We start from the raw sequence: 13294 nt of genomic DNA on the forward strand, positions 1-13294 counted from the left end.
TTTATATAATAAAGTCGCAGGTCACGTATGGGTCGGGGGAGAAGTAGTGGACACAGGATTACAGAACAAACAAGCCGAGTATGGAGCATGGATCAGCATTGGAGTTTATATCGTGCTCTCCTTGCTTAAGATCGGAGCTGGCTGGTGGGGAAATTCAGAAGCGCTGATGGCTGACGGCCTAAACAATACATCGGATATATTCGCATCGCTTGCGGTGCTGATCGGACTTCGAATCTCCAATAAGCCGGCCGATGCCGATCACCAATATGGTCACTCGCGCGCCGAGACGATTGCTTCAATGGTCGCTTCCTTCGTCATGTTCGGAGCTGGTATTGAGGTGCTTAGAAGCGCTATTATCAAAATCATTCAGAAGGACATCGCTTCGCCGAATATGTTTGCGGCTTGGGTCGCAGTCTTCTCCGCTGTCGCGATGTACGTTGTCTATCGGTATAATCATCGTCTGGCAAGGCGGACACAGAGCCATGCGCTGAAAGCAGCCGCGCTCGACAATCGCTCCGATGCGCTTGTTAGCTTGGGGACATTCATCGGGGTCATCGGCGCAATCAACGGACTTCCTTGGCTGGATGCTGCGACAGCCATTATTGTTGGCTTGCTGATCTGGAAGACGGCATGGGAGATATTCCGCGAAGCGAGTCATATGCTAACCGACGGATTCGATGAGAATGAGTTGGAGAAGTTCAAAGAAACGGTTCTTGCGCTCGACGGGGTTGAAGGAGTTCGGGATATCAAGGGGCGCGTTCACGGCAATCAAATCTTCGTGGATGTGATCATTGAAGTGGATCACGAGATGAATGTGCTGGAGAGCCATGAAATTACGGAGCATGTGGAAAGCGAGCTGCTCGAGAAGCATCAGGTGATGCAGGTGCATGTGCATATTGAACCTTATATACAGAGCGAGAGACTAGAGATAAAGTAGTTGATTGATAATCTCCTTATGAAAATTTGAGCGAGGGGCTGTCCCAAAGGTCATCATGACTTAGGGGAGCCCCTTGATCTTTTTCAATATTGAATGGACCGTTTCACAGATGATTTTTCGCCAATGTAGATACCTACGGTACTCTCTTTCGGCACTCCAGACGATTTCCCACCAATGTAGATACCTACGGTACTCTCCTTCGGCATCACAGATGATTTTTCCGCCAATGTAGATACCTACGGTACTCTCTTTCAGCACTCCAGACGATTTTCCGCCAATGTGGGTACCTTCAGTACTCTCCTTCAGCACTACAGATGATTTTTCGCCAATGTAGGTACCTACGGCACTCTCTTTCGGCACCACAGACGATTTTCAGCCAATGTAGGTATCTACCGTACTCTCTTTCGGCACTCCAGACGATTTTCCGCCAATGTGCTCCACCAGACCAGCTACTTTCAATCCATTTGGCGGATTTCCACCATGGATCAGACGAGCTCCAGCTTCATCGTCCATGAGGTACCTTCCTCGCCACAGCGGATAAAGTTTAGGCGTTCATATAATTGAACGGCTCGCGTATTCGTCGGGTCAACGCTTAGCGATAACGCTGGGTACCCTTCCGAACGAGCGTACACTATGACCGCCTGCATAAGCGCGAGACCAATCCCGTGACCGCGATGACCCGATTCAATCGCAATGCCTAGCTCAGGCGTCTTCGCGTCAACGAAGCCATACCCTCTATTGACTTCACTAAATAATCGGAACCAGACCGCTCCTACGAGCCTACCATCCAATTCCGCAAGTAGTGCCGCATCACCTGCTCTCCCCCAACCCTCGCTATACTTCCGAATTCTCGGCGCGTTCAGCAACTCTTCCTTCGGCGGCTTATTCTCAACAATATGAATGGATTCATAGTGCATATCCATGAGAAAATCAAGCTCCGCCTGTTGCATCGGCCTTATATGTAGCATCGAATATCACATCCTTCGTTCAGGCTTTAGACTATCTACATCTTACCAGAAGTCCTTGCCTTAACAAGGACTTGTGAGATGGCGAGGGATGTTCTCTCGACTTCGCTCTCAGCCCACTGTTAGCGAGTTGCGCTCGTGAGAGAACGTATATGTTCTCTCACGAGCGAAAGTCGTCTTCTTCTTGCTGAGAGCACGTATGTGTTCTCTCAGCTTCACTCGCGGTCGCTTTTGGCGAGTTGCACTCGCTAGAGAACGTATGTGTTCTCTCAGCCAGCTCTCAGCCTCACTCACTACCCTTTTTTAGCGATTCCCACGCCCGAGACAGTGACTAATCTGCACATAGGTGGTCTATTTCGGCAGACTACCTGCGATCTTCACAAACGGGCACCTTTATGTGCAATGCGCGCTAGTGGCGACATTTCGTTTGCTCTATAGTGAAAGTAAGCCACTCTAAGGAGGGAATCTATTATCATGCTAGCAGAAGCAGCCGGATTATTTCATTATCGCTTGGAATATAACGCCGAAGGTGCCAGCCCCTTTCACGCCGAGCTCACTGTGGAAACGTTGAGCGAGCCAGGCACCGAGCTTGTCCATATTCGAATCCATTCCGACATCGCGGCCGTTCCAGCGCCGTTTCGCCTCAAATGGCGGATGCCGATTGTTGATGTGCACGGGTTATGGCATCCAACTGCCATTTATAATAAAGGACTACGCGCCGATTGGTCGCAACCGTTCGAGTCGAAATCAACGTATTCGGCTCCGGTTTGCTGTCTCTTCGGTGGGGATGGCGGCAATCGGCTTACTTTTGCCTTCTCCGATGTACTTAATGTCATTAAATATGATGCAGGCGTCAATGAGGAATCTGCTTCCTTTCACTGCCACGTCACCATGTTCGATACGCCAACTACTCCAGTAACAAGCTATCAGGCTACGCTTAGAATCGACGCGCGCAGCCATATCCCCTACTACGAAGCACTGCACGAGGTAAGCGACTGGTGGAGCTCCTTCCCTGAGAACAAGCCCGCTCCGGTACCGCATGCGGCGACGCAGCCGATGTATTCGACATGGTACAGCTTCCATCAGAACCTCTCGCCGGATGCGATCGAGGAGCAATGTGCCGCTGCAAGCAAGCTGGGCTGTGAAACAGTCATTGTCGATGACGGCTGGCAGACGGCGGATAATGCGCGCGGCTATGCGTATTGCGGGGATTGGCAAGTATGTGCGGAGAAGATTCCGGATATGCGAGCACATGTCGAGAACGTTCATAAGTTCGGCATGAAGTACATCCTCTGGTATTCCGTGCCTTTCGTAGGAAAGCATAGCGAGGCGTGGGTCAGCTATCAGAATAAGCTGCTCTATACGATTGACTACCTTGATGCAGGAGTCCTTGACCCGAGATACCCGGAGGTTCGCAGCTACCTGCTCGAAATCTATGAGAGAGCATTAACCGATTGGGATCTGGACGGATTCAAGCTGGACTTTGTCGATGTGTTCCACCAGCCGGAGAAGGAGAATCCCGGCAACGATGAAGGCCGCGACGACATCTCGGTCGCGCAAGCTGTCGATCTGCTATTGAGCGAAGTCATTGAGCGGCTGAGCGCCATTAAGCCGGACATTATGCTCGAATTCCGGCAGAATTATATTAGCCCGCTCATGCGCAAATACGGCAATCTATTCCGAGCAGCGGACTGCCCGAACGATGCGGTTCAGAATCGGTTGCGCACGCTCGATATTCGGCTCCTCTGCGGTAATACAGCCGCGCATGCCGACATGATTATGTGGCATGCCGACGAACCGGTCGAGAGCGCTGCGCTGCAGCTCATCAACGTTCTGTTCGCTGTGCCGCAAATCTCCGTGCGCCTCACAACTCTCCCAGAACAGCACGCCGAGATGGTCGCTTTCTGGCTCGCATTCTGGAAAGAGCATCGCAGCACGCTGCTGGAAGGCAAGCTCGCGCCGCATCACCCGGAGCTGCTCTACCCGCTCGTAACGGCAACAGGCAGCAATACGTATATTGCTGCCGCTTATCAAGAGAATCTTATTATTAAGCTGCCAGAGAACCTGCCGCAGACGCAGCAGACAATTCTAATTAACGGCACGCGCGCAAGCAGGCTCGTTATCGAACTCCCACAACAGCTGCATAATGCCACAGCAACGGTTACCATTAAGAACTGCCTCGGTCACATCGTCACGGAGAACACTCTAAGCAATTCATCTGGCATTCACACGATCCCGGTGCCAGCAGCTGGACTCGCAATTATCACAGCCATCTAACGCCGACTTATTCCGTGATGCTCTTCAGCCCTTCCCGCTTCCGGAAGTCGCTCGGCGTGAAGCCTGTGTAATCTTTGAAGATCCGATAGAACGCTCTCGGAGTGGTATAACCAAGCCGCTCCGAGATATCGCCGACTTTATCGTCGCTGTGGACGAGCAGGCTCTTCGCCTTGTTAATCTTGGCGTGCACAATTTGCTCCCCTAAGCTTTGCCCCGTCACCGTCTTGCAGATTCTGCTGAGATAGGCAGGGTGCATATACACTTTCTCCGCAACCGACTCCAACGTAATATTATCCTCAATATGCTCCTCAATGTAGCGCAGCAGCTGCTCGATCATCTCCGTATGAATATGGGTCTTCTTCTCTCCCAGCTTCTCGTAGAGCCGCTTCGCCATCGTCGTCATCTGCAGCTTCAGCTCTTCCATCGTGGATAGCGTCGCCGCACTTTCATTGATATAGAAGTGTTTGCCGAATACGTCCGACAGCTGCAGCGAGAACTCTACGCATAGGTCCGATAGACAAGCCACATACTGCAAGAAAATATACTGCACATCCGACTTCGTTATGCCGATGTACGATACTTTATGGATCATTTCGCTCAGTGACGCTTCAATCCGATCCCATTCATTCATGCGGAAGTGAATCTTGATCTGCTCCTTGACCTCGTTCCATTGAATCGAATTCGAATCGAACATAAGATGGTTATCCATCTGCGCGACGCTCGGATAATGGATGATGCTGCTCTTGCCAAAATAAACATTATACGAAATCGCCCGAATCGCTTGATCGTAGCACGATTTGATCTCATGCACATCGCTGGCCGGTTCGCTTATGCCGATGCTGGCGGACAAATGCAGGTAGCCGACAATCTGATTCTTCAGCTGCTTGCACAATTCAATATGCTGCTCGTGCTCGGTACGCTCCGAGCTGTAATTGAAGACGACAGCCAGACGGTATGGCTCAAGATGACCGGCTACCGCTGATCCATGCTCCCCAAGCACTTCCTCCGTAATATTCTCCACGGCGTAATAAAGCAGCTGCTGCTCCAGTTGCGTATACTTCGCCTTGAACGCACTCACATCTTCGATCTCGACGGTCATCACAAGGAAACGGTCATGCGGGAATTGCAATCGCAGCTTGCTCGGAACTTCGAGCGACTGGTAGCCCGCTATATCGCCAGTCAGCAGGAGTGCCAGCTGACGCTGCTTGAACACGTTCTGATTGCTGCGAATCATGTTGAGGTACGTCTTATTCTCCTGGTCCATGCGCGTAAACGCCTGCTCCAAGTAATTGATCTCGTTCATATTCGGCGCCGTTTGCAAAGAATCGCCGGTCAAACCTTTAATATAGCCAAGCAAGTTCCTCAGCGGCGTATAGATGTTCTTCGAGCTCAGCCATGCAGCCAGCGCGCCTAACACAACTAGCCCCAAGCTAATGAACAGAATACTGTTCAGTACGCGATCGCTGCTCTTCGTGAGTTCATGCTTCGGAATAACATAATCATATTGCAGACCGGATGAAGCGGATTTCTGTGAAATAACGACGTAATCGCTCTTCGTGCTTGGATCTTGGCTCGCCTGGAACAAGCTCAAGTTCTGATCGGACAGCATGAGACCTTTGGAATTTCGGACGAACAAGCTGCCATAAGCGCCTGCCTGCACCGGATACGTTATGCTACTCGCATCGACGTCGACGGCAATGAACCCTTTTACCGCCGCGGTAGGACCATATTTGAAAATATACGTCAGCACCTTCTGGTTGTCGCCCGTCGGACGCAAGACCAGCTCGTTTGACTGCAAGCTGTCGTCCTTCTTGGTCACCATCTCCATCAGGTTCTTATCGACTTGATCTCGATATTCCCCCATCCCGTAGATCGAGATTCCGCCAACCGAAGTGATGACCTTCTTCGAAGCGAGATCGATAATGGCGAAGTTCTTAATATGCTTCTGATACGCCTGCTGCTTCCGATCAAGCGCGATGCGAACGTCAAGGAAGCTTGCAGAGTATGGCGTCTTCGCCATCACATCGCTGTAATAGCTGAAATTGATCATGATTTCATATATAAAGGAGCGCATTTGCTCATACGTGATGTCGTTGGCACTGGCAATTTGCTTCAGCAGCTGCTCGCTATAATTCTCGCTCTGATGTTTCGCATTCGTAATGGATATTTGGTAGGAGAACACACTGGAAATAAGAGAAGGGATAATCGCGATGCAAAGAAGGATGAGCAGCAGCTTGGCATATATATTGTGGAACCAACGGGACTTAAGCTTCATGATTAGACCCCTTCCATCTCTATACTCTGTCATAAAATAGCTATAGGAAGACCGACTAGAGCGTCGATCTCCCTTTACTTCCATGCGATAAACTAACCCTTAAGCGATCCTAACGTAACCCCTTTGACAAAATATTTTTGGATAAACGGATAGATGAGCAGCGTTGGCAGAATACCAACCAGAATGACCGTGGAGCGTACTTGCCCCGGCAGCACTTGATTGTTCGTAGCCTTCACGAATCCGGATAAGCCGTCCATCTCGCTGTTCACGACGTATTTCTTCAAAATGAGCGGCAGCGTGTACTTATCCGTGTCATTTAAATATAAGTAAGGCGTGAACCAATCATTCCAGAACATGACGGCGAGGAAGAGAGCGACCGTTGCAAGCACAGGCTTCGAGAGCGGAAGCACGATTCTTGTGAAGATCGCAAAGTCCGAAGCGCCGTCGATAACCGCAGCCTCCCTGACTTCGCTTGGAATCTGTTTGAAGAAATTGATGAGCAATATAATATTGAAGGCGGCGGTGACCCCTGGAATCCAGAGCGGAATCCATGTGTCCATCAAGCCCAGACCTTTGGTCAACAGGTAGCTTGGAATGATACCGCCTGAGAAGAACATCGTGAACACGATAAACATGGTGAAGAAGCGGCGGAACGGGTAGTGCGGAAGCGACAAGACATACGATGCACACGAGGTCAGGAATAAGCAAGCCGCTGTCCCGACTGCCGTTACGATTACGATATTCAAGTAACTGCGCCAAAACTGCGTATCCTTGAGCAGTCCATTATACGTATCAAGCTGGAAGCCTCGCGGCCAGAACATGAACCCGCCCTTGCTCGCCTCAATCGGATCGCTGAAGGATAGCGAAAACGAATGCAGAAACGGGTAAATCATCGTCAAGCAGAGGAGCGTCATGAACAAGTAGTTCAAATAATCGAAGACATTCATTTTTTTATTTAGCATCGCCTCAACCCTCCTCCTACCAAAGCGAGTTCTCCGAATCGCTGGTCTTCCGAATAATATAGTTGCTGATGATGATTAGAATGAAGCCGACGATGCCTTTGAACAGCCCCATCGCGGTTGTGATGCTGTACTGCATCTGCGTAACGCCCATCCGGACGACGAACGTATCGATGACATCCGCCACTTTGTACACTTGCGCGTTGTATATGTTGTAGATCTGGTCAAAGTTCGAGGACATCAGCCCGCCTACCTGCAGTATAAATGTGATGCCGATCACCGGTGCGATCGAAGGAATCGTAATGGAGACGATGCGCTGCCAGCGGGTGGCGCCGTCGATGTGTGCCGCTTCGTACAGCTGCGGGTTCACCCCTGCAATGGCCGCGAGATAAATAATCGAGTTCCAGCCCATGCCTTTCCAAATCGCGGAGCCAATCAACAGCTGTAAGAACGTCGCATTATCAGTCAGGAAGTTCTTCGGATCCATGCCGAAATAATCGGTCAACACATTATTGATAAGGCCGTCGACCGAGAACATCAGCAGAATAAAACCGGCCATAATTGTCCATGGGATAAAATACGGCAAATACGTAAGTGTCTGTACGACCCGTTTGAACGGTGAATGCTTGATTTCATTGAGCATGAGCGCAAACAGAATGGCTGCCGGGAAGCCGAAGCCGAGATTGAGCAAGCTAATGAAGACCGTATTGCGAATGAGATGCAGCATATCCGGATAGGTGAAGATCATATGGAAGTGTTTCCAGCCAACCCATGGACTGCCCCATAATCCTTTGCCGATGTTGTAGTCTTTGAAGGCGATAATGAGCCAAAGTAGCGGAAAATAACTGAAGATAAGAAAAGCGACAACGACCGGAAGCAACATCAATGTGAGCTGCCAATGCTTCACAAGTCCTTTCAATGATTGCAGGAACGTCGGCTTGGAGCGAATCGCCTTCACGCTTATTTCGGCGCGGTATTCTTTTGCAATTTCCATGTCCTGCTCCTTCCTTGTTCACGTATGATGGCGAAAGGAAGACAGGAAGACTTCGCCTTGAAGCGCCGGGAAGTCTTCCTGCATGCTCCTTATTTCTTGAAGCTTGCCGTATACAGATCGTTCGCTTCTTGGGTCAGCTGCTTGCCGCCGTTAGCGTCGAACCACTTCAGGAAGTCGTCATAAGCGGAGATTGGCGCTTCACCGATTACGATCTTAATGAACGTTTCATTCCATTTGTCTTGAATCCGTTGATCCGTGCTTGCCGTCGATGGCAGCGGCAGCATGAACAGAACGTCCGGTTTGCCGGCATAGTACGTTTGCCATGCGTCAACCATCTGAGGATTTGTAAATTTCTTCACGATACTGATGGAGCCGAATGGTCCGAACAGACCGCCGTTCGGGCCGCCGGTTCCGATCGCGTTCGTCTCCGGCGACTTGTCGTTGTCATACGGAGGAATAGCGATTGGAACGCCGTTATCCAGCTTATAGGATTTGCCTTCTTCGCCGTAGTGCGTTGTCAGGAAGAGGCTTTCATCCGTTGCGACTGCGTTCATAATTTCAAGGATTTTGTTTACTTTCTCAGGCTGATCCTTCAGCTTCGCTGAGAAGGCAATGAAGTTCTGACGCTTGCCCCATGACCAGACACCTTGCTCGCCGTTTGCACCAGTCGGCGCTTTCGTGTAGTCATACTGTACATTCGGATTTATCTTCTGCAGCGAGTCCGGATTCGGACTTGTGATACCGTCGATCCCTTTAGTCGTCATCGCATATTCGCCTTGTGCATATTTCGCATCCATTTGGTCGCCTTTATCCGTTACGAACGCAGGGTCGATGTAGCCAGCTTTATACCACTCGCTGAGCTTAACCAGCGCATCTCTTGTACCAGGCAGCGTCTCCGCTCTTGCAATATTGCCGCTCGCATCCAGCTGCCAAGTGCCAGGCATCGAGCCGTAAGCACCGAACAACCATGTGTAGGCATTCCATGGATATTGAATATCAGCTCCGCTGAACATATAGAGCTTCTTAGATGTTGCATTCGTTGCTTTCAGAATATCCTTTTCTTTGCCCTTAATGGTCTTGAATGCGCTGTCATAATCAGCAATGGATTGCGGAACCGCCGTGATACCAGCGGCAGCAAGCACATCCTTACGCCATGCCATGCCGGTGTCCCAAGGGACAACTGCGAGGTATTGTGGAATCGCGTAGTTCGTGCCGTTTACGTTCGTCAAACCCCAGAGGCCTGGATCGACTTGATCAATCGAGCTCGTTACATCTGGCATCTCTGCAGTGAGCAGATCCTTCGGAAGTTCAAGCAATACGCCAGAGTTGCCAAGCGCTGCAACGTCCTTCGGATCGGCAATACGCATAACATCCGGAAGGTCGCCGGAAGCTGCAAGCAGGTTCAGTTTGTCCATCTTCGCAGAAACGAAGTTAATCTTCACATTGAATTTCTCTTCAATAATCTTCTGTACATAGCTGTCTGGGAGAAGAGAATCTAATTGGAAGTTGCCGTGCCAGTTAATTTCCATTGGAGGCTCAGTCGTCGTTGTCGAGGCGTTGTCTGTTGTTGCAGCATTGTTCGTCGTTGTTGAATCATTGGTAGTGGCTGCTGTGTCATTGGTTGTGTTGTTACTTGAGGCGGTGTTATTCGTACCCGCATTGTTCGAATTGCTTGAGCAGCCAACAAGAGCAAGTATCAGCACAATCATAACCATCATGGATACTTTCTTGTTCACTCTCGATCTCTTCACATGATTGTCATTACGCAACATGTGAACCCCCCTTAAGCAATGTTCAGGTGATCCTGACATCTGCAATGTAGCATGCGTCTTCTTCTTCTCGATATAGACTTTTCATGCAGGTTCGTGCGTAAATGCTGAATGGATATGTATTTATTGTTAAAAGTGACATTTGTGTGGCTTTGAGCACCTGTTTCAGGCGGTAGATTGGTGAAATTCGGATGAGCGGTTTGTTTGACGGAGAAGTCTTGCTGACTAATTCGATAATCTTTGCCCTCAATCCTGCTGCATTTACTTCATTCGAGCATTCAAGCTATACTACGTGAAGATGTAAATGATGGAAAGGACATGATCGTTTGCTGCTCGCAATCGCTTTATTCCTCATGGCGGGTCTGGCCGAGATCGGCGGCGGCTACTTGGTATGGCTATGGCTGAGGGAGTCTCGCTCGTGGTCGTTTGGCTTGGCTGGGAGTTTGATTTTGATTCTCTATGGCATCATCCCAACGTGGCAGAGCTTCCCAACGTTTGGGCGAATCTATGCAGCCTATGGTGATGGTCATGCTCTGGGCGCCTAGAGCATAAGAAGACCCGGCAGCTTAATCGCATGCCGGGTTCGTTTGCTAATTGGGAAGTATGAAGTAAAATAAAACGCCCATAACCTTGAGCATGCTCAGGTTATGGACGCGAATTGCCGTTATTATTAACGAGGCCATCTCTTGTTCGTTGGCAAGAGCTGCGGGAATGGCGTGTGCGGCTCCATCTGGTACCAGTACGCGACGGACGAAATATCGTCAGCACGCTCGAAGAGCTTCGTGTGGTCATGTCCGATTTGTTGAATCGTTACGCGAAGATCGCTCTCGAACCGGATCGGATCCAGCATATGCCAGCGATACATGCCGTGCATCGGCACATTGTGGCCGTACCAAGCATCAACCTCCGTCGTTTCTTTATAGAATTTGTAGCCGAGATACGGAGTCGAGTACGATTCTGGCTCATTCGTCTTCATATTATTGAAGCACCACGCACCGCCGACATAATCTTCCGTACCTGTTCCACAGATGGTTGGCCACTCTTCATCGCCATCCATGAAGAACTTGATTTCGCCTTCACCCCACCAATTGCGCTCCAGTGCAGCCCAAGCAAGGTAGGTTCCGATATACTGACCAGCACCTTTTACTCCGTCAAGGATGGTGTAATCTTGAGCGATCTCAGTCACGTGCTCACGGCGCCATTGTGCGTGGAAGTATGCCGCATTATCCGGCAGCTCGTCCACTAAGGAGTAGTTGAATGTATAGAAGAAACCATCGATATCGACAGCATGCTGGTTCTCAATTGTAATTTTGGCTGAGTTGCGGAACGGCATCGGGATATAGCAGTTCATGCCGCCTGTCGGCACGACCGAAATCGGCAGCGAGTTCACATTCGTGCGCACGCCGAAACCATTACAGAAGAAGTCGCCAAGCGGAACTTCAACGGACGGCGTTGCTTCGTCGTCCCAGTACATGCGAAGCACAAGATCACGGAGCACGAATTGCTGCGCGTGGCCCTTGCCTGTTTTATCTGTAACCGTAATCCAGAAGTGCTGGATAATGCCTGCACCTTGAATATCGACTAGTGTCGCTACTTCGCCCTGTTTGAGCGTAATGCAAGGTCTGCCTTTGCGAGCAGTACCGAGATTGCTTGCGTCTTTGCCGCCTTGTCCCTTCTCGCCTTTCGGATTCTCAGCCGAAATCGAGCGGGTCCGTGCATTCGTAATGAGTGGTGCGGAGGAAAGTCCGAGTCCAAGTCCGTTATTTTGCAACATACCCATTCACCTCATGTATCATATATTGTGTTAAGATGAACTCATTATATACTGATTTATATGGAATTCCGTTAGCAGAGATTGTTCATTTATTTATCAAATATTGCTGAGGTGTTGCTAGTGGCGCTGCAGATGGATAAGCTCTCCCCTTATATTCGGGTGGCTCTTGATAGTGTGCTTGAAGAGACATGGATGGTTGAGGAGCGGATCATTTGGGACTATGAACTGCTCTATCTGATGGAAGGACAACTGCTTGTGACAGTTGAGAATCAGGTGTACCACGGGACTGCCGGAGACTTCTTCTTCTTCAAGCCGGGGCAGCGGCATTCGATTCGGAATGTCGGGGGAACTCGCGTGCGCCAGCCGCATGTGCATTTCGATCTGTACACGGATGGGCTGAGCGCTGAGATCGGCGTTTCCTTCAAGCCTCTGGATGCCATGACGCCGAAGGAGCGAAGCTGGTTGAGATTGAATGAGCTCGATTCGCCGCCATATGATGTCCCGAGTTATTTTCGTCCAAGTGATGCACAGCCGATCGCACAGGCTCTGTTCGAGCTCATTCGTGAATTTGAGACGAAACCGCCGTTCTATGAGCTTCGGATGAAGGGCGCGCTATTGACTATCCTGGCACAAATAATGCGGGAACAATATTGGGGCAGCAGGACGTCGGGTGACGGACATATGGAGCTGCTGGCTGATGTGCGGAGCTACATCGACCAGAATGCGCATCGCATTGTTAAGCTGGACGAGCTGTCCGAGCGGTTCCACCTGAGCAAGTTCTATCTCATCAATCTGTTCAAAACGATGTTCCAAATGACGCCTATCCAATACCACCAGCACATCCGCATCGAGAAAGCGAAAAATATGATCCAGTACACGCATCTGACCATGCAGGACATCGCCGACCAACTCGGCTACGCGAACATTCATGCATTCAGCCGCGCTTTCAAATCCAGCACGGGCTGCTGCCCGTCCGATTATAGACGGGGGCGGTAGAGGAGTCGGGCATTGGCGGCGATGCCGCGTCGCGGGGAGGCTGAGAGATCGAATTTGTACTCCCCCCCTCATGCCACCAACTTCACACACTCCCTGGAAGCATGCAATTTTGCTTCATCTCCCGAATCATCAATTATTCTCTCATGATCCGTATACCTCTCCCCTAACCATTTGCCCTTCACTCTCCCTAACTCCCTACTCAAGCTGCCCCAGCCACTTCCTCCTCCATAAATTTCACCATACATTGCAACCATCACATTATTCCATTATTCCATCTACCTCCTGCTCTGTTCATATTCCCGCTCACCTCTAACTCTCCTCGCTTGTCCCCGCATATATCCAATCACA

Annotated in this window: 9 protein-coding genes and 1 pseudogene; 4 read left to right on the forward strand and 6 right to left on the reverse strand. The window is 50.2% G+C overall.

The annotated features are described in order from the left end of the window. Window positions 1-46 precede the first annotated feature (46 nt). Entirely contained in the window at window positions 47-937 is an 891-nt protein-coding gene (locus AC0YNX_RS08455) for a cation diffusion facilitator family transporter (RefSeq protein ID WP_475815251.1), read from the forward strand. 485 nt (window positions 938-1422) lie between these two features. Here the strand turns inward: AC0YNX_RS08455 and AC0YNX_RS08460 are convergent, their stop codons facing one another. Next, a complete protein-coding gene (locus AC0YNX_RS08460; protein WP_475815252.1) occupies window positions 1423-1905 on the reverse strand; it encodes an N-acetyltransferase family protein in 483 nt (160 codons plus the stop codon). Between the two features lie 471 nt (window positions 1906-2376). On the opposite strand from AC0YNX_RS08460, the gene AC0YNX_RS08465 reads away from it, so the two are divergent. Then, complete coding sequence (locus AC0YNX_RS08465; RefSeq protein ID WP_475815253.1) at window positions 2377-4179, forward strand: glycoside hydrolase family 36 protein; 1803 nt, start codon at window positions 2377-2379, stop codon at window positions 4177-4179. Window positions 4180-4186: 7 nt separating this feature from the next. On the opposite strand, the gene AC0YNX_RS08470 is transcribed toward AC0YNX_RS08465, so the two are convergent. The 4 genes from AC0YNX_RS08470 to AC0YNX_RS08485 all read right to left on the reverse strand — a co-directional run bounded on the left by AC0YNX_RS08470 (window position 4187) and on the right by AC0YNX_RS08485 (window position 10179). Beyond that, window positions 4187-6454 (reverse strand): helix-turn-helix domain-containing protein, encoded by a 2268-nt coding sequence (locus tag AC0YNX_RS08470; RefSeq protein WP_475815254.1) that lies wholly within the window; start codon window positions 6452-6454, stop codon window positions 4187-4189. Window positions 6455-6546: 92 nt separating this feature from the next. Beyond that, the gene (locus AC0YNX_RS08475) at window positions 6547-7416 is read right to left on the reverse strand and encodes a carbohydrate ABC transporter permease (protein WP_475815255.1); all 870 of its coding nucleotides are present in this window, start codon (window positions 7414-7416) and stop codon (window positions 6547-6549) included. A gap of 16 nt (window positions 7417-7432) precedes the next feature. Continuing rightward, the gene (locus tag AC0YNX_RS08480; RefSeq protein WP_475815256.1) at window positions 7433-8407 is read right to left on the reverse strand and encodes an ABC transporter permease; all 975 of its coding nucleotides are present in this window, start codon (window positions 8405-8407) and stop codon (window positions 7433-7435) included. An 89-nt stretch (window positions 8408-8496) separates the two neighbouring features. Next, window positions 8497-10179, reverse strand: coding sequence for a type 2 periplasmic-binding domain-containing protein (locus tag AC0YNX_RS08485; RefSeq protein ID WP_475815257.1), 1683 nt, complete (start codon window positions 10177-10179; stop codon window positions 8497-8499). A gap of 323 nt (window positions 10180-10502) precedes the next feature. On the opposite strand from AC0YNX_RS08485, the pseudogene AC0YNX_RS08490 reads away from it, so the two are divergent. Next, window positions 10503-10697, forward strand: a pseudogene (locus AC0YNX_RS08490) (YnfA family protein); the annotation flags it as partial. Between the two features lie 149 nt (window positions 10698-10846). Here the strand turns inward: AC0YNX_RS08490 and AC0YNX_RS08495 are convergent. Next, window positions 10847-11950, reverse strand: coding sequence for a glycoside hydrolase family 172 protein (locus AC0YNX_RS08495; RefSeq protein ID WP_475815258.1), 1104 nt, complete (start codon window positions 11948-11950; stop codon window positions 10847-10849). Between the two features lie 120 nt (window positions 11951-12070). On the opposite strand from AC0YNX_RS08495, the gene AC0YNX_RS08500 reads away from it, so the two are divergent. Next, a complete protein-coding gene (locus AC0YNX_RS08500; protein ID WP_475815259.1) occupies window positions 12071-12946 on the forward strand; it encodes an AraC family transcriptional regulator in 876 nt (291 codons plus the stop codon). The last annotated feature ends 348 nt before the right edge of the window (window positions 12947-13294 follow it).

This window comes from Paenibacillus sp. J31R98 (genome assembly GCF_056269245.1).